20 protein-coding genes are annotated in these 23,799 nt (G+C 65.3%); 14 read left to right on the forward strand and 6 right to left on the reverse strand.

Annotated elements, in window-relative coordinates:
• Window positions 1-236 precede the first annotated feature (236 nt).
• Entirely contained in the window at window positions 237-1,544 is a 1,308-nt protein-coding gene (locus QQF40_RS10255) for an MFS transporter (protein WP_285461273.1), read from the reverse strand.
• 354 nt (window positions 1,545-1,898) lie between these two features.
• On the opposite strand from QQF40_RS10255, the gene QQF40_RS10260 reads away from it, so the two are divergent.
• Window positions 1,899-2,222, forward strand: coding sequence for an Rdx family protein (locus QQF40_RS10260; protein ID WP_175088529.1), 324 nt, complete (start codon window positions 1,899-1,901; stop codon window positions 2,220-2,222).
• 27 nt (window positions 2,223-2,249) lie between these two features.
• Here the strand turns inward: QQF40_RS10260 and QQF40_RS10265 are convergent, their stop codons facing one another.
• Window positions 2,250-3,275, reverse strand: a complete 1,026-nt coding sequence (locus QQF40_RS10265; RefSeq protein ID WP_285461244.1) for a zinc transporter ZntB — start codon at window positions 3,273-3,275, stop codon at window positions 2,250-2,252.
• Between the two features lie 144 nt (window positions 3,276-3,419).
• Between QQF40_RS10265 and QQF40_RS10270 the strand changes: the two genes are divergently transcribed.
• Complete coding sequence (locus QQF40_RS10270; RefSeq protein WP_175088531.1) at window positions 3,420-4,340, forward strand: DMT family transporter; 921 nt, start codon at window positions 3,420-3,422, stop codon at window positions 4,338-4,340.
• 39 nt (window positions 4,341-4,379) lie between these two features.
• Here QQF40_RS10270 and ppk2 read toward each other — a convergent pair whose 3' ends face one another.
• Together ppk2 and QQF40_RS10280 are read right to left on the reverse strand one after the other, a co-directional pair.
• Window positions 4,380-5,300, reverse strand: coding sequence for a polyphosphate kinase 2 (gene ppk2, locus QQF40_RS10275; protein WP_285461245.1), 921 nt, complete (start codon window positions 5,298-5,300; stop codon window positions 4,380-4,382).
• Between the two features lie 214 nt (window positions 5,301-5,514).
• Entirely contained in the window at window positions 5,515-6,255 is a 741-nt protein-coding gene (locus QQF40_RS10280; protein WP_352230734.1) for an arylesterase, read from the reverse strand.
• Window positions 6,256-6,347: 92 nt separating this feature from the next.
• On the opposite strand from QQF40_RS10280, the gene QQF40_RS10285 reads away from it, so the two are divergent.
• The 10 genes from QQF40_RS10285 (at window position 6,348) to QQF40_RS10330 (ending at window position 18,782) form a co-directional block, all read left to right on the forward strand.
• A complete protein-coding gene (locus QQF40_RS10285; protein WP_175088533.1) occupies window positions 6,348-7,151 on the forward strand; it encodes an ABC transporter ATP-binding protein in 804 nt (267 codons plus the stop codon).
• Window positions 7,144-9,885, forward strand: a complete 2,742-nt coding sequence (locus QQF40_RS10290) for an ABC transporter permease (protein ID WP_285461246.1) — start codon at window positions 7,144-7,146, stop codon at window positions 9,883-9,885. The genes QQF40_RS10285 and QQF40_RS10290 overlap by 8 nt, the downstream gene beginning before the upstream one ends.
• 232 nt (window positions 9,886-10,117) lie before the next feature.
• Window positions 10,118-11,380, forward strand: coding sequence for a serine hydroxymethyltransferase (gene glyA, locus QQF40_RS10295; RefSeq protein ID WP_175088535.1), 1,263 nt, complete (start codon window positions 10,118-10,120; stop codon window positions 11,378-11,380).
• A gap of 277 nt (window positions 11,381-11,657) precedes the next feature.
• On the forward strand, window positions 11,658-11,939 hold the full coding sequence (locus tag QQF40_RS10300; RefSeq protein ID WP_107336213.1) for a hypothetical protein: 282 nt from the start codon (window positions 11,658-11,660) through the stop codon (window positions 11,937-11,939).
• A gap of 221 nt (window positions 11,940-12,160) precedes the next feature.
• Entirely contained in the window at window positions 12,161-13,045 is an 885-nt protein-coding gene (locus tag QQF40_RS10305; protein ID WP_285461247.1) for a FadR/GntR family transcriptional regulator, read from the forward strand.
• Between the two features lie 102 nt (window positions 13,046-13,147).
• Window positions 13,148-14,212, forward strand: a complete 1,065-nt coding sequence (locus tag QQF40_RS10310; protein WP_285461248.1) for a TRAP transporter substrate-binding protein — start codon at window positions 13,148-13,150, stop codon at window positions 14,210-14,212.
• A 178-nt stretch (window positions 14,213-14,390) separates the two neighbouring features.
• A complete protein-coding gene (locus QQF40_RS10315; protein ID WP_285461249.1) occupies window positions 14,391-15,035 on the forward strand; it encodes a TRAP transporter small permease subunit in 645 nt (214 codons plus the stop codon).
• Window positions 15,035-16,336, forward strand: a complete 1,302-nt coding sequence (locus QQF40_RS10320; RefSeq protein ID WP_175088539.1) for a TRAP transporter large permease — start codon at window positions 15,035-15,037, stop codon at window positions 16,334-16,336. Before QQF40_RS10315 ends, QQF40_RS10320 begins: the two co-directional genes overlap by 1 nt.
• Window positions 16,337-16,632: 296 nt before the next feature.
• Window positions 16,633-17,529 carry an HAD-IIB family hydrolase gene (locus tag QQF40_RS10325; protein WP_285461250.1) on the forward strand — a complete coding sequence of 299 codons (897 nt, stop codon included), beginning with the start codon at window positions 16,633-16,635 and terminating at the stop codon, window positions 17,527-17,529.
• A 41-nt stretch (window positions 17,530-17,570) separates the two neighbouring features.
• On the forward strand, window positions 17,571-18,782 hold the full coding sequence (locus QQF40_RS10330) for a glycosyltransferase family protein (RefSeq protein ID WP_175088541.1): 1,212 nt from the start codon (window positions 17,571-17,573) through the stop codon (window positions 18,780-18,782).
• Window positions 18,783-18,870: 88 nt separating this feature from the next.
• Here QQF40_RS10330 and QQF40_RS10335 read toward each other — a convergent pair whose 3' ends face one another.
• Window positions 18,871-20,769 (reverse strand): sugar phosphorylase, encoded by a 1,899-nt coding sequence (locus QQF40_RS10335; protein ID WP_175088542.1) that lies wholly within the window; start codon window positions 20,767-20,769, stop codon window positions 18,871-18,873.
• A 363-nt stretch (window positions 20,770-21,132) separates the two neighbouring features.
• The gene (locus QQF40_RS10340) at window positions 21,133-21,381 is read right to left on the reverse strand and encodes a GlsB/YeaQ/YmgE family stress response membrane protein (protein ID WP_166018817.1); all 249 of its coding nucleotides are present in this window, start codon (window positions 21,379-21,381) and stop codon (window positions 21,133-21,135) included.
• 397 nt (window positions 21,382-21,778) lie between these two features.
• Here QQF40_RS10340 and nrdR point away from each other — a divergent pair, with 397 nt between their 5' ends.
• Window positions 21,779-22,267, forward strand: a complete 489-nt coding sequence (gene nrdR / locus QQF40_RS10345) for a transcriptional regulator NrdR (RefSeq protein ID WP_043331377.1) — start codon at window positions 21,779-21,781, stop codon at window positions 22,265-22,267.
• Between the two features lie 275 nt (window positions 22,268-22,542).
• Complete coding sequence (gene ribD, locus QQF40_RS10350; RefSeq protein ID WP_285461251.1) at window positions 22,543-23,697, forward strand: bifunctional diaminohydroxyphosphoribosylaminopyrimidine deaminase/5-amino-6-(5-phosphoribosylamino)uracil reductase RibD; 1,155 nt, start codon at window positions 22,543-22,545, stop codon at window positions 23,695-23,697.
• Window positions 23,698-23,799: the final 102 nt, after the last annotated feature.

Raw genomic sequence — 23,799 nt, forward strand, 5'->3', positions numbered from 1 at the left:
CCTGAAGACCGAGCCCGAGAGTACGGGTATAGGGTGCCTGTCCGTGTGCCCGGACATTCCAGCACCATGATCGGTTTCACTATGGCGGGGAGACGCGGCTTATGCAATCGCAGCCGCTAATGTGACAAGGCCCGACATGGTTGTCAGGCCCTGTCAGCGTAGGAGTCGATCAGATGAAGAAGGGGAGAGAGGGGGAGCAGGGGTAGCAGGGGAGCCGTCACGCCCGCCCCGGATGCTCAGTCGTCCTCCACCTCCGGCAAGCGCCGCGCGCAGAGTGCGGCGCAGGCCGCGACGACCGCCAGAATCATCAGCAACCATTCACTGCCCAGCCACTGGGCGAGCCCGCCGATCAACAGCCCCAGTACCAGCATCAGCACGCCGGTCAGGGTGTTGGAGAGCGCGACATAGAGGGCGCGATTGTCAGAGGTGGCGAGATCGACCACGTAGGTCTTGCGCCCCAGGCGGATACCGGCATGGGCGATCACCAGCAGACCGTAGACCAGTGCATAGCTCCAGATGCTGTCGGCCAGCGCCTGTGGCCACCAGGCCATGCTGCCGGCCAGGGCGCAGCAGACGGCAGCGCCGGCCCCTGCGTTGCGCATCACGCGGCGGCTGGAGGTGTCGGCCAGCCTGCCCCAGATGGGACTGGCCAGCATCCCGGCCAGTCCTGATACCACCACCAGCACGCCTAGACCACCCAGACTATCACCGCTCTGCTGCTGGCCGAGCAAGGCGATATAGGGCAGTGCTAGGGCGCTTGAGAGCAGCAGGGCGCGTGCCAGATTGAAGTTGCGAAAGGCGGCGTCATGCTTGAGCTGGATGACCCCGTCGCGCACCGTCTCCCAGGCATTGGCGCCGCCGCTGGTGGCACCGCTGTCCTCGCGGATCATGGCGGCGCACAAGGCATTGAGTGTCCAGCCCAGCGCCGCGATGGCCATCAGTATCGCCAGCACCTGCTGCCCGGGCTGCTCGCCCAGCAGCATCAAGGCGACGCCGGCCAGCAGGGTCATCGCCCCCGCCACACTGCCACTCCAGCCCATCAGGCGCCCACGGCGCTGCTTGGCGATGGTCTTGCCCAGCACGTCCTTGGTGGCGATGGAGGCCACCCCGCGCCCGAGCGACAGCAGGATCAACAGGACCAGTACCAGGCTGCCCGCGAGGGTGCCATCGAGTCCGTGACGCGCGGCGAAGTTGCCCTCGGCAAGCAGGGTGATCATCACCAGCCCCAGCGCCATCAAGGCCTGGGTGGAGGCCCCGGCGACCCACACCCACTTGCGTTGCGGCAGCGGGCGAATGAAGCCTGCCACCAGCAGTTGAGGCAGCAGGGCGCCGGCCTCGCGAATCGGCACCAGCAGTCCCACCATCCACACCGGCGCCCCGATCAACCCCAATAGCCACGGCAATACCAGTCGTGCACTGGCCATCTCGTCGGCAAGCTTGGTGCCCAGCGAGGCCAGCAGGTGACGCCAGAAGTTGCCGGGCTGCTGGTGACAGGCATCCTCGGAGATGTCCTTGCACATGCGCGAATCTTCATCGCCGGTCATGCGCTCGAAGAAGCGACTCTGTCCGCTGCCCGGCGGCCTCTCGTGGGCTTTGTCTGCAGACTCCCGCTCAGTCTCGCGGTCTTTAGCGTCTGTCGGTGAGGAGGCCTCGGTAGAGGAAGGCAGGGGTGACATGTGGCCAGGGCTCCGCTATCGGCGTCGTTTACGGGAAGTCGTGATGCAGATCACGTCCGTACTGCCGGTTGAAGAAGGATCGATCGCAGTGCGACCTCAACTGAAGGAATGACTGCGCCGAGTATAGTTTATGTACAGTTTGTGTGTAGCTTTATGGTGTTGACCATTGCGCGACAGTGCAGTGAAGTGATCATTACATCATTGATTGGAGCAGGCACCACCATGGATCAGGCATCCACGCTGAAAGTCCGGATTCACTACTGCACCGGCTGCAACTGGCTGTTGCGAGCGGCCTGGTATGCACAGGAACTGCTGTCCACCTTCGGGGAAGACCTCGGTGAGGTGGCCTTGGCGCCGAGTCACGGCGGCCATTTCGAGGTGCTGTGCCAGGCCACTCCAGATTCGGAGTGGCTGGTGTTGTGGGAGCGCAAGCGCGACGGCGGCTTCCCTGACAGTCGTGACCTCAAGCAACGCGTGCGTGATGTGCTCGATCCTGAGCGCGATCTGGGTCATATCGACCGCGCCAGTCGTGAGCAGGGCGCGTAAGCAGCGCTTGCTCCGCCTTGGGCGCGCTCACCACCACTTCTTGCGCTTGAGCAGCCACAGCTGCATCGCCACCACGCCCAGCGTGATGCCGACGAAGGCAGCGAAGCCCCACTGGCTGTCGCTGCCCGGTATGCCGCCGACGTTGACCCCCAGCAGGCCGGTGAGAAAGCCCAGCGGCAGGAAGACGGCGGTGATGACCGACAGCAGATACATGCGCTGGTTGAGCTGTTCGTTGTGCTCGCTCATGCGCTGTTCATGGATGATCAGCGCGCGTTCCTGCATGGCCTGAAAATCCTCCACGTAGCGCGACAGCTGGTTGGCGATCTCGCGCAGGTCCAGACGCGCCTGTTCATCGATCCACAATGGCCCCTGGGAGAGTTGTGCCAGACAGTCGCGCTGCGGCCCCATGAAGCGTCGCAGGGTGATCAGGGGACGCCGCAGGCGCGTAATGTCATCGGGGTCGATCTCGACATCATTGAGCTGGTCTTCCTCGAGGATGGCGAGCTGCTCATCGAGGCGATGGCTGAGCTCCGCCACGCGATCGACCAGCGCATCGCTGAGCATCGCCAGCAGCCAGGAGATGCTTTCCGCGCCCTGGCCGGCTTCCAGTTGCTCACGCACCTGAGTGATTGACTGGAACGGTCGGCGGCGCAGGGTGATCAGGCGGGTCGGGCTCATCCACAGGCGCAGTGACAGCAGGTCTTCCGGCGCGGCGCCGGGATTGAGGTTGATGCCGCGCAGCGTGGTGACCATGCCGCCGCCGAAGCGCGCCACGCGCGGGCGGGTGTCCAGCTCGGTCAGGGCCTCGATGCTTGGCTCATCCAGCTGGGCAAGGTCGTCCAGATAGTCATTGACGTCGCCGCGGGTGTAATCGAGGTGCATCCAGATCAGCGCGTCGGGGTCCTGCCATTGCTCACGCAGGCTGTCATCATCGAGCAGTCTGGCGCCGCCCTTGCCATCCAGGCGATAGGCGCTGACCAGTGCCGTGATCGGGGGATCTTCCGCGGGGGGCGCAGGTGTCGGCGCGGCTTGCGGATCGGTGGCGTCACTCATTCACGAAATTCCTTTTTGGTGGCGCGGCTTGCAGCAGCGGGCAGGGCACGCGATGCTCGAATGTCAGGCCGTGGGCAGTGTCGCTGCCATCGCCATGCCACTCATCGCCAGGAAGGCGATACCCGAAATGCGAGGAAGGATGCCATGAGTCAGGATAGGGAAGCCATGCTCTACGGTCTGGGTGCCGTGGCCCTGTGGTCGACGGTGGCGACCGCCTTCAAGCTGGCACTTGCGCAGATGTCGCCGCTGGAGCTTGTATGGCTGGCGGCACTGGTGTCGTGGCTGTTGATCGGCGTGCTGATGTGGCGTCAGGGCAAGCTGCGCGAAGCGCTCACCACCGGCTGGCGGGGCGGTTGGCGCACGGCACTCTGGGCTGGCCTGATGAATCCGGTCGGCTACTATCTGGTGCTGTTCGGCGCCTACGCGCGGCTGCCGGGCCAGGAGGCGATGGCGCTCAATTACACCTGGGCGCTGGCGATGGCCTTTCTCGCCGTGCCGATTCTCGCGCAGCGCCTGACGCGCATCGACGTCGCGGCGGGGCTGATTGCCTACGCTGGTGTCTGGACCATCGCCACGCGAGGCGAGATATTCGATGTCGCCTTCGCCGACCCGCTGGGCGTCGGGCTGGCGCTGGGCTCGACCCTGCTATGGGCGCTCTACTGGTTGCTCAATGCGCGTGATCCGCGCGCGCCGCTGGTCGCCCAGTGGCAGAACTTCAGCATCGCCTTGCCGGTGCTGACGCTGCTGGTGGCCTTCGGGCCGGGATTTGGCAACTTCATCGGCGCAGGCGCCAACCCCCAGGCGCTGACGGCGGGTATCTATGTCGGCCTGTGCGAGATGGGCATTGCCTTCGTGCTCTGGCAGCTGGCGGTGCACAAGGTATCGCGCACCGCCAAGGTCTCCAATCTGATCTTCCTGTCGCCCCCCATCTCATTGACGCTTCTGCACTTCATCGTCGGCGAGCCGATTCTGACCTCGACGCTGGCAGGGCTGGTGCTGATTCTGGCCGGACTCGGTCTGCAGCAGCTGCAGAAGGCGCCGGCGGAGCTGTCACGGTCGACCTGAGCGAGCTGCGCCGTCAGTGCACAGCCCGCCACTCGATCGTCAGTCGTCGGGCAGGATGAGGCGATCGGCATCCACCACAATCAACGGGTCCGGGGTGCCGATCATCTTCTTGTCCTTGCCGGGGTAGTCGAGCTGACTGAGCACATGGCGCAGCGCGCCGATACGGGCCCGGCGCTTGTCGTCGGAGCGGATCAGCGTCCAGGGGGCATGATCGCTGTGCGTGCGCGCGAACATCGCCTCGGCGGCATCGGTGTACTCATCCCATTTCTCCTGCGCCACGGCGTCCATCGGTGACAGCTTCCAGTGGGTCAACGGGTCGGCGGCGCGCTTGGCGAAGCGGATCGATTGCTCCTCGCGGGACACCGAGAAGTACAGCTTGACCAGGTGCAGGCCATCCTCGACCCACAGACGCTCCTGCTGGGGCACCTGAACCAGGAAGCGTTCGACTTCTTCCGGCGTGGCGAACCCCATCACCGCCTCGACCCCCGCGCGGTTGTACCAGCTGCGATCGAACAGCACGATTTCCCCACTGGCGGGAAAGCGCGAGACATAGCGCTGGAAATACCACTGGCCCTTTTCCGTCTCATTGGGCTTGTCGAGGGCGACGATGCGCGCGAAACGCGGATTGAGATACTCCATGAAGCGCTTGATGGTGCCGCCCTTGCCGGCGGCGTCACGCCCCTCGAAGACGATGGCCAGGCGTCCGCCACTGTCACGCAGCCAATGCTGCACCTTGAGCAGCTCAATCTGCAGCGCGCGCTTCTCGGCTTCATAGACCTTGCGCTTGAGGCGCTCGTCGTAGGGGTAGGCGTCACTGGAGACCGGCCCCAGCGTCATGCGCGGGGCATCGCCAGTGGCGTGCTTCTTGCCGGCCTTGCCCATGGTGTCCTTGCTCCTGGCATCCTTGGCCTTCGAATGCGCCTTGCCGACATCCGCCTTCCTGTTGTTGGATTTACTCATGGCAGTACTCCCTGTGAGGATGGGGCCTGGCCCCGGGGACTGGCGATCGGCGCTCAGCGGCGACTCGGTGGCAGGGCTGTTGGAGTCAGCGATGCAAGGCCTCATGGCCCCGGTGGCCTGCCTGACAGGCATTGATCAGCCAGGTGCGGATTGTCATCTCGCGGCAAGGTAGGCGCATGCAAGCTGGCGAGACATGCGCCGCGCCTGATATTGATTACTCCGCTGACGTCGCGTGTTGCGCCAGTGGCGCGAGTGTCGGCCAGATGGTGTCGAGCAGCTGCGGTTGTGCCTTGGCGGTGGGGTGGATGCGGTCCTGCTGCATCAGCTTCTCGCTGGCCGGGGCCGTGGCGATGCCTTCGAGGATGAAGGGCACCAGCGGCACGGAATATTCGTCGGCCAGATCCCGGTAAACCTGACGGAAGGCATCGGTGTAGGCCGGGCCGTAATTGGGCGGAATCTCGATGCCGAGCAGCACGGGCTGGGCATCGGCGTCTTCCACGGCCTCGATCATGCTGGCCAGATTGGCCTGCATGCGGGCGGGTGGCAGGCCACGCAGACCGTCGTTGCCGCCCAGTTCGATCATCACCAGTGAAGGGTCGTGTCGCTCGAGCAGGGCCGGCAGACGATTGAGGCCACCTTCGGTCGTGTCGCCGCTGATGCTGGCATTGATGACCTCAGGCGCATCGTTGCCCAGGCGGTCCTCGAGGCGCTCGTCGAGCAGTGCGACCCAGCCCTCGCTGCTGTCGATGCCGTAGCCGGCCGAGATGGAGTCACCGACCACCAGCCACGGGGCCGGCGCATCGGCCAGCGCCATCTGAGGTGTCAGCACGGCCACGAGACTCAGTGCCGTACTGGCGAGGGCATTGCGCAGCCGCTTGAGCCCCGGCGTGCCGGAGGCTCTGCCACCGCTCGCCAGGCACTGGGTGTCACGGCGATTCACTAGCCATTTCTGCATTCATCATCTCCATCATCTGCACACTATTCATACCCGATTCGGGGTCTGGAGTTCGTGCCCACCCCGTTCTCTACCATAAGCGAGCAGACACGATGTCACATAACGCCTCCATTAACGACGTGACCCCTGCGTCGGATCAAACCTCGTCAGACGCGCAGGCCAGCGCAACGCCTGCACCGGTGCTGGAAGTGAGCGGGCTGGCGCAGCGGGTGACCAGTGGCGAAGGGCGCCTGACCATCCTCGAGGACCTGGAGCTTGCCGTGCAGGCCGGTGAAAGCGTCGCCATCATCGGGGCCAGCGGTTCCGGCAAGTCGACGCTGCTGGGCCTGCTGGCGGGTCTGGACAGCCCGAGCGAGGGCGATATCCGCCTGTTCGGAAGCTCGCTTGCAGGGCTTGACGAGGATGGCCGTGCGGCGCTGCGTGCGGGACAGGTCGGCTTCGTGTTCCAGAACTTCCAGCTGCTGCCGACGCTGACGGCGCTGGAGAACGTGCTGATGCCGCTGGAACTGGCCCCGCAGGGCGATATCGAGGCGCAGGCACGTGACTGGCTGGCGCGGGTCGGGCTGGGAGAGCGACTCGACCACCTGCCGCGTCATCTGTCCGGTGGCGAGCAGCAGCGCGTGGCCATCGCGCGTGCCTTCGTCGCGGGGCCGGGGCTGGTGTTCGCCGATGAGCCGACCGGCAACCTGGATACCGCCACCGGCGAGCGCATCGCGGAGCTGCTGTTCACCCTCAACCGTGAGCGGGGCACCACGCTGATTCTGGTCACCCATGATCTGACGCTGGCCAGGCGCTGTGATCGCTGCCTGAATCTCGAGGCCGGCAAGCTGGTGGAGTGGAAGGATGACGCGAGCGCACCGGCCGTGGCGACGCCACAAGGAGGCGACGATGTCTGAGTCCCGGGTGTCTGACCACGCGGCGACATCTTCCGCCAATGCCCAGCGCACGCGTGGGGCGCGTCTGCCGCTGGCACTGCGTGGCCTGCTGCGTGATCTGCGTGCCAGTGATGTGCGCGCGCTCTTTCTGGCGCTGATGCTGGCGGTCGCCGCGACCACCATGATCGGCTTCTTCCTTGACCGTCTCGACCGCGGCCTCAATCGTCAGGCGAGCCAGCTGCTCGGCGGGGACCTGGTGCTGGAGTCCAGCAACCCGCTCGATCCGCGCTTCGCCGAGGCCTTCCGCGCGGCGGGGCTTGAGATGTCGCCGCAGCTGGGCATGGTCTCGATGGCCTCCCACGACGACAGCTTCGTGCTGTCGAGTCTCAAGGCGGTGTCGCCGGGCTATCCGCTCGCCGGCCGGGTGGAACTGGAGTCGGACGCCACGGACGAGGAGGCTCAGGCGCCAGGCACCAGCTCGCGCGCGGAGATCCCGCCGCCGGGCGAGGCGTGGATCGTGCCGCGTCTGGCCATGGCGCTGTCGGCCGAGGTCGGCGATACCCTGACGGTCGGGCGCAAGCAGCTCACCATCAGTGGCCTGATCACGCGTGAGCCTGATCAGCAGGGCGGCTTTTCCGAGTTCAGCCCGCGCCTGATGTTCAACATGGAAGATCTCGACGCCACCGGTCTGATCCAGCCCGGCTCGCGGATGGAATATCGCCTGCTGGCGGCGGGCGATCCGGCGTCGGTGCAGCAGGCACGTGATGCCATCGCGCCGCTGCTGGCGAGTGCCGACAACGCCGAGGTGCGTCTCAAGGACGTGCGCGAAGACCGCCCGCGTCTCGGGCGCTCTCTGGAGCGTGCCGACAAGTACCTGAGTCTGGCCGGGCTGGTGGCGGTGCTATTGGCCGGGGTCGCGGTGGCGATGTCGACGCGCCGCTATGTGGAGCGCCACCTGGATAGCGCCGCGCTGTGGCGCTGCTTCGGTGCCTCTCAGCGTCAACTGTCACGGCTGTTCGCGGCCCAGCTCGGCTGGTTGGCCCTGCTGGCGAGTACCGGGGGAGCGGTGCTGGGCCTGTTGGGCCAGATGGGACTGGTGGCGTTGCTGGAGCGCTTCCTGCCGCTGGAGCTGCCCGCACCGGGGCCGCTGCCGCTGGCGTTGGGAATTCTGACGGCGCTGGCGGTGCTGGTCGGCTTCGCCGGCCCGATGCTGCTGCGCCTGCGTCAGGTCAGCGCACTCAAGGTGTTGCGGCGCGAACTGGCCCCGCTGCCTGCCTCGGCGTGGGTGGTGGTGGCGATCGCCAGTCTGGTGTTCGGTGCCCTGATGTGGCTCTACTCGGGTGACCTCAGTCTGGCGGCCGGTCTGCTGGTCGGTGGCATCATCGCGCTGGGGCTCTTGATGGTGGTGGGGCAGCTGCTGCTGTCGCTGATGCTCAAGGTGGTGGCGCGCATGCGCGGTCAGGGTGGCTGGAGTCGCCCGATTCGCCTCGCCGGCGGCATGCTGGCCAGGCGACGCGGTGCCAGTCTCGGTCAGCTGGTCGCCTTTGCCGTGACCTTCGCGGCGATGGCGTTGATCGCGCTGGTGCGCGGTGACCTGATTACCCGCTGGCAGGCGCAGATCCCGACCGATGCGCCCAATCACTTCGCGATCAATATCCAGCCTGGAGAGCAGCAGGCCTTCGGCGAGCAACTGACCGCGATGGTGGATGAGCAGGCCGGCGACAGCCAGAGCGAGCTCTACCCGATGGTGCGTGGTCGCATCACGGCGCTCAAGGGCGAGTCGCTGCTGGGACGCACCCAGCAGCGACTCCAGGCTGCTGGCAGCAATACGTCGGCCCAGTCGGATCAGCCGGCGGCAGGCGGCATGCAGGAAGGACGCAGTGATGAGGGGGATGGTGCGCAGCAGGGCGTCCCGCAGCGTGAGCTGAACCTGACCTGGCATCGTGATCTGCCGGACCACAACCGCCTGTCGGCGGGCGAGTGGGCGCCGATCAGAGACTTCGCCGAGGCAGACAGCGAGACGCGCCGCCGCCTCGCCGCCACGCAGGGCGTGCCGGTGTCGATGGAGGAGGAGCTTGCCGAGCGCATGGGGCTGGTCATCGGTGACAGCCTGTCGTTCACCATCGGCAGCGAGACCGTCAAGGCGCAGGTGGTCAATCTGCGCCATGTCGACTGGGACAGCTTCCTGCCCAACTTCTACGTCATCTTCCCGCCCGGCGCGCTCGAGAGCTTCGCCCACAGCTACATGACGGCGTTTCATCTCGAGGATGAGCGCAAGCTGGCGCCGCTGGTGCGTGACTATCCCAGCGTGTCATTGATCAATATCGACGCCATCCTGACCCGCGTGCAGGAGCTGATCGCCCAGGTGTCGCGTGCGGTGGAGCTGATTCTGGGGCTGGTGCTGCTGGCGGGAGCCAGCGTGCTCTACGCGGCGCTGGTGGCCAGTCGTCCGGCACGTGAGCACGAAGGCGCGCTGTACAAGGTGTTCGGCGCCGGCCAGGGACTGCTGGCACGCTTGCAGGCCGCGGAATTCGTGCTGCTCGGTCTGCTCAGTGGTCTGCTGGCGGCGATGCTCGCCGAAGGGGCGGCGGTCGGTCTCTATTCCGGCTGGCTGGGGCTGCCGGTGGTGCTGCATCCGTGGCTGTGGGTGCTGCTGCCGCTGGCGGGTGGCGTGCTCATCGGCGGGCTGGGCTTCTGGCTGTCGAGAGAAGTTAGGCGCCAGCCGCCGATGGCGGGGCTGCGCGCGCTGCAGTGAGCGCCATCAGGCCTCATCATCACAGCGCCGGATGATGACGCCTGACGACGTCAACCTGCGGCCTCATGATCGTTGTCTCGGTCATGGGGCCGTCTTGCGTTAACAATGATGCTGATTCATGTGAATCGGACCGCTGGCTGAGGTATCATGCTGGTCCTGATCTTACCCCCAGATGGCGAGCCGGCCGCGCCGGAATTCGCTGTCGTCATCACCCTTCAGGCGAGGACACCCGATGTTCACCCGTGACATGCAGATTGCCGGTTTTGATGATGCGCTCCTGAGCGCCATGGACGACGAAGTCGTTCGCCAGGAAGCTCACATCGAGCTGATCGCCTCCGAGAACTACGCCAGCCCCCGCGTCATCCAGGCGCAAGGCTCCCAGCTGACCAACAAGTACGCGGAAGGCTACCCGGGCAAGCGTTACTACGGTGGTTGCGAGTTCGTCGACAAGGTCGAGCAGCTGGCCATCGATCGTGCCTGCGAACTGTTCGGTGCTACCTACGCCAACGTTCAGCCGCACGCCGGTTCCCAGGCCAACAGTGCCGTCTTCCAGGCGCTGGTCTCGCCGGGCGACACCATTCTGGGCATGAGCCTGGACGCGGGGGGTCACCTGACTCACGGTGCACGTCCGAACTTCTCCGGCAAGCACTACAACGCCGTGCAGTACGGTCTGGGCGAGAACGGCCTGATCGACTACGCCGAAGTCGCGCGTCTGGCACGTGAGCACAAGCCGAAGATGATCATCGCCGGCTTCTCCGCCTACTCCCAGATCATCGACTGGGCCGAGTTCCGCAAGATCGCCGACGAAGTGGGTGCCTACCTGCTGGTCGACATGGCCCACGTGGCCGGTCTGGTCGCCGCTGGCGTCTACCCGAGCCCGCTGCCCCACGCCCACGTCGTCACCACCACCACGCACAAGACCCTGCGCGGTCCGCGTGGCGGCCTGATCCTGTCCGCCGAAGGCGATGCCGACATCGAGAAGAAGCTGAACTCCGCTGTCTTCCCGGGTGGCCAGGGCGGCCCGCTGATGCACGTCATCGCGGCCAAGGCAGTCTGCTTCAAGGAAGCGATGGACCCGGCCTTCACCGCTTACCAGAAGCAAGTGGTCAAGAACGCCAAGGCGATGGCGTCCGTGTTCCTGGAGCGCGGCTTCGAAGTCGTCTCCGGCGGCACTGAAGACCACCTGTTCCTGCTGTCTCTGGTCAAGCAGGGCCTGACCGGCAAGGACGCTGACGCTGCGCTGGGCCGTGCCCACATCACCGTCAACAAGAACGCCGTACCGGGTGACCCGCAGTCGCCGTTCGTCACTTCCGGTCTGCGTATCGGTACCCCGGCCGTCACCACGCGTGGCTTCCAGGAGCAGGAATGTCTGGAACTGGCCGGCTGGATCTGCGACATCCTCGATGCGATGGTCGCCGGCGATTCCGCCGCTGCCGAAGCCGAGGTGCAGGCCAAGGTATCCGCCGTCTGTGCACGCCTGCCCGTCTACGCCTGAGGCGTGATGAGGTGCCAGCCCGGCTGGCCCTCACCGCAGCAGTGCTGACAGTGGCGTTGCGCTGTCATGCACCAGACGAGAAACGCCTGTCGCGCAAGCGGCAGGCGTTTTTTTGTGCCCGCACCACGGCCAGCCGAGGCCGAGTGGCGTGGTGCACAGCCGGGTGGGAGAGTGGTCAACCAGCGCTCAGAAAGATCAGCCTGTGCCCGGGAGCGGACGCGCTACGCTATTCTCGATGCCGGACATACTCTGTTCATCTTCGTGCAAGGAGGCTTCCATGGCCGTCATGCAGCACCATGCCTTTCTGATTCTGGTCGAGAACAGCGGCAATACCTCACTGAGCAGCCAGGGCAGCGGCGAGGTCCGCATTTCCGTCGCCACGCTGGGGACGCTGAGAGCCGCCGAGCGGCTGGTCAGTGAGCTGGTCGCCCAGGGCGTCAGCCAGATCGAGCTGTCGGCAAGCTTCGGCGCGGCAGGCGAGGAAGCGCTGAGAACGGTGGTCGCGGACAGCGGTGCCGAGCGTACGGTGTCGATCGGCCGCGTGCGATTCACGGCCTGACGCCAGCACACGGGAAATTGCCAGTACCTGAATAGTCCTTTCGCAACAGGGGGTTGCGTAAAGGTGTGACCAAAGTCGGGTCTCACCCTTGGTCTAGGGTGTCTTGTTGGCATGTCTGACATGGGCTATTCCTTGACGGACAAGAGCGCGCCGCGATGCATCCCGTGAAGGATGTACGCGAGCTACAAATGACGCGCCACGCCATCAAGGAACGTTCGATCATGACCACGCCCCCCACGAGTGCCGCTGGCGGCAGCCCGCGCGCCAATGCCTCTTCTGGAACGTCTGCCTCACCCGGCGACACCTCGACCGCGCGTGTCGATGTCGCCGAATGGCTGGCGCAGGCCATCTTCGAGAATCGCTACCCGCCGGGCAGCCTGATTCCTCGTGAGCTGGACCTGTGCGATCAGCACGCCCAGAGCCGCGCCACCGTGCGCACCGCGATCCAGAGCCTGGTCAATGCCGGGATTCTCACCCGCACCACCGGCCAGGGCACCCGCGTCAATCCGCTCAGCGAGTGGCATCTGCTCGATCCGCGCGTGACCGGCTGGATGACACGCTACGCGATGCCGCATCCGCAGCTGGCGCGGGACATCTACGCCTTCCGCATCTCCATCGAACCCTTCGTCGCCGCCCTGGCGGCCACCGAGGCCACCGCCCAGGACCTGTCCGCCATCGAGCAGGCCTATGACGGCATGGCCGCAGCGGTGCATGGTGGCAGCGCCATGGAGGAGTTCGACCGCGCCGATATCGCCTTCCACGACGCCATCTTCGCCGCGACCCACAACGTCATCTGGGCGCAGCTTGGCCATGTGCTCAAGCCGTCGATCAGCCTGCTGGTGGCGACCTCCAATCACAATGCCTCGGAGCTGGGTGACAGCCTCGGCCGCCATCGCGCGGTGATGGAAGCGATTCGTCTGCGCCAGCCCGATGCCGCCCACGCCGCGACCCTGCATGTGCTGGACCGCACCGGCCAGGACCTCGGGCTGGCCATGCCTGCAGGCCCTGAAGGCAGCCATCCTGCCGGGCGCGCCCAGGAACCGCTGGAGCTGCTGCGCCGCTTCGGCCAGCTGCCCAGCCTGTCTGCACCGCTGTCAAGCGAGTGAACGGCACCTCGCGGCGTTTCGCCACGCCGGAAAGTGTCTGCACGTCTTCCATTGACCACAGAACGTCATAACACGTCATAACAACAAGCCAGGAGTTTCACCATGCCGCGTTCCACTACCTCACCGCTCACCACTGCCGCTCCCGCCCGTGTCACGCTCAAGGCGCTGGCCCTGTCCACCGCCGTGGCCGCCACGCTGATCGCCACACCGAGCTGGGCGGCCGAATACGAATGGACCTTCCAGACCTCCGAGACGGCGGGGGAGCCGCAGTTCGAGGTCAAGAAGGCCTGGGCTGACAGCATCAAGACCATGTCGGATGGCCGCATCGCCATCGAGATCCTGCCGGTCAATGCCGTGGTGCAGGCCAACCAGACGCTGGACGCCGTCAGCGCCGGCATCCTGCAGGGCCACCTGACCGATCCGTCCTACTTCTCGGGCCAGAATCCGGCCTTCGGCATGCTGGGCAACCTGGTGGGTGCCTGGGGTGACCCGCTGGAATATCTCGAGTACATGCAGCACGGCGGCGGTGAGGAGCTCTACAACGAGCTGGTCGAGCCCTACGGCGTGCACCTGATCGGCGCGGGCGCCACCGGGCTTGAGTCCTTCGTCTCCAAGAAGCCGGTACGCACCGTCGATGACCTCAAGGGCCTCAAGGTGCGTGCGCCGGAAGGCATGGTCTACAACATCTTCCAGAAGGCCGGCGCGGCGCCCGTCAACCTGCCGGGCTCCGAGGTCTATACCGGCCTGGAGAAGGGCGTGATCGACGCGGCGGATTACACCGTCTTCGCCACCAATGATGACCAGGGCCTGCACAGCTTCGCCAAGTACCCGTCCTACCCGGGCTTCCACTCCTTGCCGATGGTGGCGGTGTCGATGAACAAGGGCATCTGGGACGGCCTGCCGGCGGATCTGAAGGCGATCATGGAGACCGCCACCGACGCGATGGCCTACGACATGGTCTTCACCCTCAAGGCGCGTGACCTCAAGGCGGTGAGCGCGGCGCGCGCCAATCCGGATATCGAGGTGATCGACATGGCGCCGGAAGAGCGCGCCAAGTTCCGTCGCATCGCCCAGCAGGAATGGAAGGTATGGGCCGAGAAGAACGAGCTGACCGGCAAGGTCTACGAGTCCGTGGTCACCTTCCTGACCGACCGCAACCTGATGTGAGCCGGCTTGCGCGCGGGATGGGCGCCAGTTGCCGCGTGGCGCCAGTCAGCTAGCCACGCGGATAGCCACTCTGTCAGCCACGAGGTGGCAGAACGATAAAGACGCGGGAGATCAAGGTCGGCGTGCTCACTGGGCGCGCCGATTCTCCTTGAGGCAGCGAGTCAGCAAGGAATTCGATATGGCAGAACATGATGTGGCGTCGCCGGGGCTACCCGAGGCGTCGGATGACCACGACCCGAATCTGGGCACGCGCACGCCGCTGGACCGTCTGGTCGGCAAGGGCACGCGCGCCGCGGCGTGGTTGGTATTGTTGGCGATGGCGATCAGCGTGTTCGAGGTAGTGATGCGCTATGGCCTCGATTCGCCGACCTCCTGGGTGCATGAGACGGTGATCTTCCTGGTCGCGACCAGCTTCGCGCTGGGTGGCCCGGCGGCACTGGCCAATAATCGCCACATTCGCGTGCGTGTGCTCTACGACCTGGTCGGCACGCGCTTTCGCTACGTGCTGGACTGCTTCAATGACGTGATGACGTTCGTCTTCTGTCTGGCGATGAGTTACGCAGGCTGGGTGATGTTCTGGCGTGCCTCGCACAGTCCGCTGGGCGAGTGGCAGCTGGAGCGCTCCGGCACCTCATGGAATCCGCCGTTTCCGGCGCTGACCAAGGGCGTGATCCTGTTCGCGCTGGCGGTGATGACCCTGCAGGCGCTGTGGCATCTCTACCAGACCTTCTTCTCGTCCCGCCCGCCTGAGGGTGGCAGTGAGTCTCATGACGCCTCCGACGCCACTCCCGGCGCCGCAGCTGACCACAAGGAGCTGCGCTGATGGATATCGCAACGGCTACGATGCTGCTGGTCGGCGGCATCTTCGCGCTGCTGGTCACCGGCCTGCCGCTGGCCTTCGTCACCGGCCTGGTCGCGCTGGCCTACACCTTCGGCTGGTTCGGTCCGATGGCGCTGCCGCTGGTCACCAGTCGTGTCTATGGCTTCGTCACCGAGTATTCGCTGGTGGCAGTGCCGATGTTCGTGCTGATGGCCTCGCTGCTGGACCGCTCGGGGATCGCCAGGGACCTGTTCAATGCCATGCGCGTGATGGCAGGGCGCCTGCCCGGTGGCGTGGCGATCCAGACCATCGTGGTGGCGTTCTTCCTCGCCGCGATGTCCGGCATCATCGGCGGAGAGATCGTGCTGCTGGGGATTCTGGCGCTGCCGCAGATGCTCAGGCTCGGCTATGACAAGCACATCGCCATCGGCGTGGTGTGTGCCGGCGGCTCGCTGGGCACCATGATGCCACCCTCCATCGTGCTGATCATCTATGGCCTGATCGCCAACCAGTCGATCGCGGACCTGTTCACCGCGGCGATCACCCCGGCCATCGTGCTGATGGCAAGCTACATCATCTACGTGCTGATCCGCTGTCTGCGCAACCCTTCACTGGGGCCGGTAATGCCGGAGGAAGAGCGCCGCGCCAGCTTCCAGAGCAAGCGTGAGCTTCTCAAGGCCATCGGTGTGCCGGCGGTCATCGCGGGGCTGGTGCTGGGCTCCATCTACGGTGGCGTGGCCTCGGTGACCGAAGCCGCGGCGATGGGCAGCTTCGGCGTGCTGGTGGCGGTGATGCTGCGCGGTGAGTTCTCCATCACCCTGATGCAGCGCGCGCTGTCCCAGACCATGAACACCTGCGGCATGATCATCTGGATCGGTATCGGCGCGGCGGCGCTGGTCGGGGTCTACAACCTGATGGGCGGCAACCGCTTCGTGTCGAGCATGATCCTCGGCCTGGATATCCCGCCGCTGGCAATCATCATGGTGATGATGGCGATCCTGCTGCTGTTGGGGCTGTTCCTCGACTGGATCGGCATCGCGATGCTGACACTGCCGATCTTCGTGCCGATCATCGTGCAGCTCGGCTACGACCCGGTATGGTTCGGCGTGCTGTTCGCGGTCAACATGCAGGTGTCCTTCCTGTCGCCCCCCTTTGGGCCTGCCGCCTTCTATCTGAAAGGCGTGGCACCGGAAGGCATCAGTCTCAAGGATATCTTCGTCTCGCTGCTGCCATTCATCGCCATCCAGCTGTGCGTGCTGGCGATGTTGCTGCTGTGGCCGCAACTGTCGCTGTGGCTGGTCTAGGCTCAATAGACTTAGCCGTAGACTCGACGCCCTCGCAGATGCGAGGGCGTCGTCGTTGGTGACGTTGGATTTGCGCCGCCATGAGGCGTGACATCATGCAAGGCAGGCTTTGTGCTCTTTTATGGTGCAAATGAGCGGACACACAAACACAGCCACGATGAGAGTGGGCAGGCTGTCATGGCAGATGCACCATCTTGGCACATTCCCTGCAATGCTCTTGCAATGCCTGTCCGGTGCCACGAGATCCTGTCGAGGTGACCCCCGACACGCTGCAGCACTTCACGAGGAGAGTTCACATGTCAGAGACTCAAGCACCGCTGTTGTTGCTGACCGATCTGGATGGCTCGCTGCTGGATCACCACGATTACTCGCCGGGCCCGGCGCGCAGCTGGCTGACCCGCCTGCGCGCGCGCGGTGTCTGGGTCGTCCCCAATACCTCCAAGACGGCGGCGGAACTGGCGCCGCTGATGGACTCGCTGGGCCTGGCGGGCCAGCCATGGATCGCCGAGAACGGCGGCGTGGTGGCGCTGCCTGCCGATTGGCTGAGCGCCTACCCGCTGGAAGCGGCCGGCGCTCCGGATGCACACGGCCTGTGTCGTATCGCGGTGGCGATGTCCCGCGACAGGATTCTCGCGGTACTGGATCAGCTGAGCGGGGAATTCGCCTTCGAGGGCTTCGCCTCGATGTCGGTGGCGAGAGTCAGCGAGCTGACGGGGCTGGGGGAGGAGGATGCGGCCCTGGCGGGACAGCGTGATGCCAGTGAGCCGCTGGTGTGGCGTGACGCGCCGGAGCGTCTCGAGGACTTTCGTGCGCGTCTGGCCAGCCATGGCCTCAAGCTGACACGTGGAGGGCGCTTCCACCATGTGACCGGGGACAGCGACAAGGGCGTGGCAGCGCGCTATCTGATTGCCCGCTACCGGCTCTGCGAGCGGGTGCGCCCCTGGACGCTGGGCTTCGGTGATGGCGCCAATGACCTGCCGCTGCTGGCCGCCGTCGACAACGCTGTGCTGATTCCCGGCGTCGGTGATACCTCACAGCGTGATCTGGAGCTTGCCGATCATCCGCAACTGGCGGATGAACGCCGCTGTTTTCGCGCCAATCTCCCCGGACCGCAGGGATGGGTCGAGGGATTGCGTCACTGGCTGGCCAATGGCCAGCCGGAAGAATGGACATCCAGAGGTCTGGGCGCCTGACGCCTGCCTGATGCGTGTCTTCGGCATGACAAGGAGCTGACATGAGCGATTTTTACCAGAATGGCATCATCACCAACTTCCATAACCTGACCGATCGTCCGGTGGAAGATCTCGAAGCGGACCTGATGCGCTTCTCCCGCAAGCGACCGATGAGCCTGATTCTGCCGTCGCTGTATTCCGAGCTGGAAGGTCCCGCCCTCAAGCATATCGTCGAGGAGCTGGCCCAGGTGCCCTACCTCAGCGAGATCGTGATCGGGCTGGACCGCGCCGACCGTGACCAGTTCGAGCATGCCAAGGAGTTCTTCTCACACCTGCCGCAGCATCACCGCATCCTCTGGAACGACGGGCCGCGCCTGCGGGCACTGGATGAGGAGCTGACCGAGCATGGCCTGGCGCCGATGGAGGCCGGCAAGGGGCGCAATGTCTGGTACTGCTCAGGCTACGTGCAGGCCTCGGGCATAGCCGAGGCAGTGGCACTGCATGACTGCGATATCGTCACCTATGACCGCGGCCTGCTGGCACGGCTGATCTACCCGGTGGCCCATCCGCAGTTCAACTACGAGTTCTGCAAGGGCTACTACTCGCGCATCGCCCAGGGCAAGCTCAATGGCCGCGTGGCACGCCTGATGGTCACGCCGTTGATCCGGGCGCTCAAGAAGGTCTATGGCCCGCTGCCGTACCTGGATTATCTCGACAGCTATCGTTATCCGCTGTCCGGCGAGTTCTCGATGCGCACCGATGTGCTGGCGGACATCCGCATTCCCAGTGACTGGGGGCTGGAGATCGGCGTGCTGTCCGAGGTCCACCGCAACTATTCCACCAAGCGCCTGTGTCAGGTGGACATCGCCGATGCCTATGATCACAAGCACCAGCCGCTGTCCGCGGAAGATGCGTTGGGCGGCTTGAATCGCATGAGTCTGGATATCGCCAAGGCGATGTATCGCAAGCTGGCCACGCTGGGCGTCGAGATGCACGGCGAGACCTTCCGCACCATCAAGGCGACCTACTACCGTATCGCGCTGGACCTGATCGAGACCTACTACAACGATGCCGTCATGAATGGTCTGACGGTGGACCGCCACAGCGAGGAAGCGGCGGTGGAGCTGTTCGCCTCCAACATCATGGATGCCGGCAGCGCCTTCCTCGACAATCCGCGCGACAAGCCCTTCATCCCCAGCTGGAACCGGGTGCAGTCAGCCGTACCGGACCTGCTCGAGCGCATGCACGAAGCGGTGGAGCTGGACAACCAGTAACGCTCGCGGCGGGAAACAGCGAGACCCACGACAACGGGGCTGCCAGTGGCAGCCCCGTTGTCGTGGGCAGAGGGAAGAAGCGCGGGCGTCAGACGACCTCGATGGCCGGCGGGCGCACGGTTTGCTCCATCAGCCAGGCCGCCTGATAGGGGCGGCGGGCCATGGTGGGATCGTAGGCCTTGTCGTGGCACAGATGGTCGGTCAGCGCGACGCCTTGCCAGCTTTCCGGCAGCGGCAGCACGCGCGGCTGATCGGTGACATTGAGAGCGAACAGCAAGCGACGCCCTTCATGGGTGACACGCTCGAAGACGAAGAAGTCCGGGCCGACATCGAAGACATTCTGGTCGGCATCCGGGTGGAAGCAGGGTTCGTTGCGGCGCAGTGCCATCCGGCGCTTGAGGGCGTGGAAGACCTCATGGGTTGCGGTGTTGGGGCTGGCCAACAGCGCTTCCAGTTCATCACGCTGCCACTTGCGGCGGTTGATGGCGCGCAGATGGCCATCGCGTTCGACGCCTTCCTGGTGATTGGGGGTCGCGGTCAGCGAGTGGATATACAGCCCCGGGATGCCCTGCAGGCTCAGCATCAGGGTCTGACTGGCGATGAAACGCTCTATCTGCCATGGGTCCTGGCCGCGCCGCGTGCCCTTGAGCGCATCGAAGTAGCTGATATTGAGCTCATAGGGGGTGTCGGCGCGGCCCGGGTTGGCGCGCATGCTGACGTAGCCACCGAAGTCATGCACCAGTCGCACCAGGGTGTCGCGCTCGTGGTCGGGCAGCAGGCCCTCAAGGGCGCGAACGCCGATGCCGTCGTGACTGGCGGTGAAGTTGAAGTAGCTGCAGCCGGAGGGCAACGACGGCAGGCTGGCGGCCCACTGGGTCAGGGCGCTGGCATCGCCGGAGGTCAGAGTGTGCAGCGTCAGTGGCGGCAACGTGAACTGATAGATCAGGTGCGCTTCATCGGCCTGGGCGCTGTCCTCGATGGCGGTGAGGTCGTGCTGTGACAGGCGATCGAGCCCGAAGTAGGACATGTTCTCGGCATGGGGCACGTTGGTCTCGGTGATCAACAGGCTCCCCGGCGCCAGATGGTCGACGATGGCGCGCAGCAGGCGTACCACGGCGTGTGTCTCCGGCAGGTGGATGCAGGGGGTACCCTGGCGCTTCCACAGGAAGGCCACCGCATCGAGGCGGATGATGCCCGCGCCCTGCTCGAGGTAATAAAGCAGGATGCCGATGAATTCGAGCAGCACATCGGGATTGGCGAAGTTCAGGTCGATCTGGTCATCCGAGAAGGTTGCCCAAAGATGGCGCAGGCCACGACGGGTATGCACCGGCGTGAGCAGGGCAGACGGGCGCGGGCGCACCACCTCGGAGACATCGGTGTCGGGGTCCATCTCGATGAAGTAGTCGCGACCGGGCTGCACGCCGGCCAGATAGTCGGCGAACCACAGTGACTCGCGCGAGCAGTGATTGATGACCAGGTCTGCCATCAGGTCGCGGTGCTTGCTCAGGCGCCGGATGTCCTGCCAATCGCCGAGGGCCGGATTGACCTCGCGATAGTGGATGACGCTGAAGCCGTCATCGCTGCTCCACGGAAAGAAAGGCAGCACGTGGACACCGGACAGGCTGTCGTCCAGTCGGCTGGCGAGGAAGTCGTGCAGGGTCGCCAGTGGCGCCTCGCCTTCCTGCTGCAGGCTGTCGCCGTAGGTGATCAGCCACTGATCGCGCTCGCTCCAGAGCGGCTCGCCTTCCGGCACGCGGGGGGTGAGGCGCGTGCGATGGAAGTCCAGTACCGTCTCCAGGCGTCTGAGGACTTCTTCATGACGCTGTGGATAGATCTCTGCGAGCAGACGTGTGGCGTGCGCCTGGAAATCAGCTTGCGAGAGACGTTTGGCGAGAGAGACTCTGGCGTGTGGCCTGGCGTTGCCCTCGCTCGGCGCGGGATCGGCTGCAGTGGAAGTCGAGTGATCGGAAGATGACGTATCGGACATGGGCAATCCTCGTGGCAGCAAAAGCGGTCTGGCTCTGCCGCGTGAGTCGCAATGGGCAGAGCGTGTCGCGGGTGATCTTCGTGAAGCGCGCCAGCGCCATCCTGCGGGGCCGATGGCGAGACAGGCGGGCGCGCATCAGATGAAGTCGACTGGTCGTCGCCTGGTGAAATCATTGAATGGCGCATCGCTCAGCGGCGCCCGTGGGTGGCGGCCTGGCGCCTTTACCCCTGAGTCATGCACGCCTCGGGCCAGATTCGTCAAGCCTGCAAGGGAGGACGGCCAGCCTGCATGTGCCGGCTGGCCGTCCTGTCTGGCGTCATGTGGCCTGAGGCCGGCTGACGCCACTGCGCTTCATGACACGCTTTACTTGCGCAGCACGCGATACAGAATCAGCAGGATGACGGCGCCGAGCACGGCGATGACAAAGCTGGCCAGATTGAATCCCGTCACTTCCCCGAAGCCCATCAGGGTGCCGACCCAGCCACCGACCACGGCCCCCAGGATGCCGATGATGCTGGTGACGATGATGCCACCCGGGTCCTTGCCGGGCACGATCACCTTGGCGATGATGCCGGCAACAAGACCGAATATGATCCATGCAATGATTCCCATGTCGCAGCTCCTTGCGTCATCGTGATCAGTCTCGCGGCAGAGATCATCCGCCGCCAGTCGTGAAAGGATTCCACGGCTCGGGCAAGCGTCCTTGTGAGGCGCTTACCCTGACGTCATCTTTCGGTTATCGCGCGGGGATTTCAAGCCTGCCGAGCAGGATGATGGATGCTTTCGCCGCGGGGCCCGTCACCCGGGGCGACAATGCAGGAAACTCCTGTCACCCTTTGGCCGCTCCCCAAGGCCAGTTCAGATAGGTCGGGGCTGACATAGGCTCCCGTGGCGGGGCCTTAACGGTTACAATACCCGCCATTCGCTGTCATTCGGCTGCGCTGCGCCGCTTCCTCGCTGTGCTTCGCGCGGGGCCGCAGCCACCTCGCACCCAAGCAGGCTCTCCAACATGCACTGTCCCTTCTGTGGAACTCATGAAACCAAGGTCACGGATTCCCGACTGGTGGTCGAGGGTGACCAGGTGCGGCGGCGTCGCCAGTGCGCGGCCTGCGGTGAGCGTTTCACGACCTACGAAACGGCGGAGCTGGTCATGCCGCGCGTGGTCAAGGGCGACGGCTCGCGCGAGAGCTTCGATGAGCACAAGCTGCGTGCCGGCATGCTGCGTGCGCTGGAAAAGCGCCCGGTTTCCTCCGAGCTGATCGAGGCCGCGGTGGAGCGCATTCGTCAGCGTCTGCGTGCCACCGGCGAGCGTGAGATCGAGGCGCGGCGCATCGGTGATGAGGTCATGCAACAGCTCAAGCGGCTGGATCAGGTCGCCTATATCCGCTTCGCTTCGGTCTATCGTCGCTTCCAGGATCTTGATGAATTCCGCGCCGAGATCGATCGTCTCGCCCAGGAGCCCAGCTTCCTGCCGGGCGAGGAAGACGCGCGCCCCTGATGTCTCGACACGGTCATCCTTGTCGATGCCCTTGAGGCCTGTGTCTGCTGGCTCTGTCGCGTCACGCCGCGTGGCTTCGGCCCTGGATCCTGGGCCTCAGGTTTCAGGCCTCGGAGGGGTGGCCACCGCATGGCCACCGCCTGACCTTCTCTCGTTTCACGCCAAGGTATCGCATGTCTCTTTCTCCTCATGCTTCTCATGCTCCCCGTGACAGCCACTCTCGCGACAGTCACTCTCGAGAACGCAGTGCTCCCTCGGCGCGTGATGCGCGCCACATGGCCCACGCCCTGCGCCTGGCGCGGCTGGGCAGCTACACGACGCAGCCCAATCCGCGTGTCGGCTGTGTCCTGGTAGAGGCCGAGACTGACGAGGTGATCGCGAGCGGCTTTCATGTGCGTGCCGGGGAAGGGCATGCCGAGGTCAATGCGCTGGCAGAGGCGGGCGAGCGCGCGCTGGGCTGCGTGGCCTATGTGACGCTGGAGCCTTGCTCCCACACCGGGCGTACCGGTCCTTGCTCGCTGGCGCTGATCGCGGCGGGCGTCTCTCGGGTGGTGATTGCGATGCGTGATCCGAATCCGCAGGTCGCCGGGCGCGGCATCGCGCTGCTGCAGGGCGCGGGCATCGCAGTGACGGTCGGGGTATTGGAGCAGGAGGCGCGAGCGCTCAATCCCGGCTTCCTGTCACGCATGGAACGCGGTCGGCCCTTCGTGCGCCTCAAGCAGGCCATGAGTCTGGACGGTCGCACGGCGATGGCTTCCGGCGAATCCCAATGGATCACCGGCCCTGAAGCGCGCAGCGCCGTGCAGCGTCTGCGCGCGCGCTCCAGTGTGGTGATGAGCGGCATCGAGTCGGTCATCTTCGATGATTCGCGCCTCAATGTACGCGCCGACCAGCTCGGTCTCGACGACCACCCGCTGGGACTCGAGGCGCTGGTGGCGCGTCAGCCGTTGCGCGTGGTGGTGGATAGCCACCTGCGTCTGCCGCTGGCGGCGCGCATTCTGGCGCAATCCGGTCGTACGCTGCTGGTGTGTGTCGCGGATGAGACAGCGGCGCTGGCTGAGCGACGTACCTTGTTGGAGGCGGCCGGTGCCGAAGTGGTGGCGCTACCGGCCGGCGCGGATGGACGCGTGGACCTCGAGGCTCTGCTGCGCTATCTGGCCGAGCACGAGCAGGCCAACGAGGTGCTGCTGGAAACCGGTGCGGTGCTGGCCGGGGCCATGATCCAGGCAGGCCTGGTCGATGAGATGCAGCTCTTCATGGCCCCGACGCTGCTGGGCGGCGAGGCTCGTCCGCTGCTGGCACTGCCGGGGCTGGATCGCATGGCGCAGCAGCGCCGGGTCGAGATTCGCGATATCCGGGCGGTGGGGCGTGATTGGCGCATCACCGCGGTGCCAGTAGCATCGCCAGGCCCGCAGGAGAGCGGCGACTGATTTCTTCTTGTCACGCAAGCACTTGCCGCCGTCTGGCGACAGCGTCGTCGCTGGGTGCTGGCGCAAAACGGGGTGGCGGGGTACCCTGACGCCCGACTTTTT

The organism is Cobetia sp. LC6 (assembly GCF_030264805.1).
Taxonomy (GTDB): Bacteria; Pseudomonadota; Gammaproteobacteria; order Pseudomonadales; family Halomonadaceae; genus Cobetia.

What these genes read in the sequence shown, in the direction of transcription:
- glyA (WP_175088535.1), top strand. Translation starts at nt 10,118, where the DNA reads ATGTTCACCCGTGACATGCAGATTGCCGGTTTTGATGATGCGCTCCTG.
- QQF40_RS10290 (WP_285461246.1), top strand. Translation starts at nt 7,144, where the DNA reads ATGTCTGAGTCCCGGGTGTCTGACCACGCGGCGACATCTTCCGCCAAT.
- QQF40_RS10315 (WP_285461249.1), top strand. Translation starts at nt 14,391, where the DNA reads ATGGCAGAACATGATGTGGCGTCGCCGGGGCTACCCGAGGCGTCGGAT.
- QQF40_RS10335 (WP_175088542.1), bottom strand. Translation starts at nt 20,769, where the DNA reads ATGTCCGATACGTCATCTTCCGATCACTCGACTTCCACTGCAGCCGAT.
- QQF40_RS10270 (WP_175088531.1), top strand. Translation starts at nt 3,420, where the DNA reads ATGAGTCAGGATAGGGAAGCCATGCTCTACGGTCTGGGTGCCGTGGCC.
- QQF40_RS10330 (WP_175088541.1), top strand. Translation starts at nt 17,571, where the DNA reads ATGAGCGATTTTTACCAGAATGGCATCATCACCAACTTCCATAACCTG.
- ppk2 (WP_285461245.1), bottom strand. Translation starts at nt 5,300, where the DNA reads ATGAGTAAATCCAACAACAGGAAGGCGGATGTCGGCAAGGCGCATTCG.
- QQF40_RS10255 (WP_285461273.1), bottom strand. Translation starts at nt 1,544, where the DNA reads ATGACCGGCGATGAAGATTCGCGCATGTGCAAGGACATCTCCGAGGAT.
- QQF40_RS10325 (WP_285461250.1), top strand. Translation starts at nt 16,633, where the DNA reads ATGTCAGAGACTCAAGCACCGCTGTTGTTGCTGACCGATCTGGATGGC.
- QQF40_RS10310 (WP_285461248.1), top strand. Translation starts at nt 13,148, where the DNA reads ATGCCGCGTTCCACTACCTCACCGCTCACCACTGCCGCTCCCGCCCGT.
- ribD (WP_285461251.1), top strand. Translation starts at nt 22,543, where the DNA reads ATGGCCCACGCCCTGCGCCTGGCGCGGCTGGGCAGCTACACGACGCAG.
- QQF40_RS10300 (WP_107336213.1), top strand. Translation starts at nt 11,658, where the DNA reads ATGGCCGTCATGCAGCACCATGCCTTTCTGATTCTGGTCGAGAACAGC.
- QQF40_RS10265 (WP_285461244.1), bottom strand. Translation starts at nt 3,275, where the DNA reads ATGAGTGACGCCACCGATCCGCAAGCCGCGCCGACACCTGCGCCCCCC.
- QQF40_RS10320 (WP_175088539.1), top strand. Translation starts at nt 15,035, where the DNA reads ATGGATATCGCAACGGCTACGATGCTGCTGGTCGGCGGCATCTTCGCG.
- QQF40_RS10280 (WP_352230734.1), bottom strand. Translation starts at nt 6,255, where the DNA reads ATGCAGAAATGGCTAGTGAATCGCCGTGACACCCAGTGCCTGGCGAGC.
- nrdR (WP_043331377.1), top strand. Translation starts at nt 21,779, where the DNA reads ATGCACTGTCCCTTCTGTGGAACTCATGAAACCAAGGTCACGGATTCC.
- QQF40_RS10260 (WP_175088529.1), top strand. Translation starts at nt 1,899, where the DNA reads ATGGATCAGGCATCCACGCTGAAAGTCCGGATTCACTACTGCACCGGC.
- QQF40_RS10305 (WP_285461247.1), top strand. Translation starts at nt 12,161, where the DNA reads ATGACCACGCCCCCCACGAGTGCCGCTGGCGGCAGCCCGCGCGCCAAT.
- QQF40_RS10285 (WP_175088533.1), top strand. Translation starts at nt 6,348, where the DNA reads ATGTCACATAACGCCTCCATTAACGACGTGACCCCTGCGTCGGATCAA.
- QQF40_RS10340 (WP_166018817.1), bottom strand. Translation starts at nt 21,381, where the DNA reads ATGGGAATCATTGCATGGATCATATTCGGTCTTGTTGCCGGCATCATC.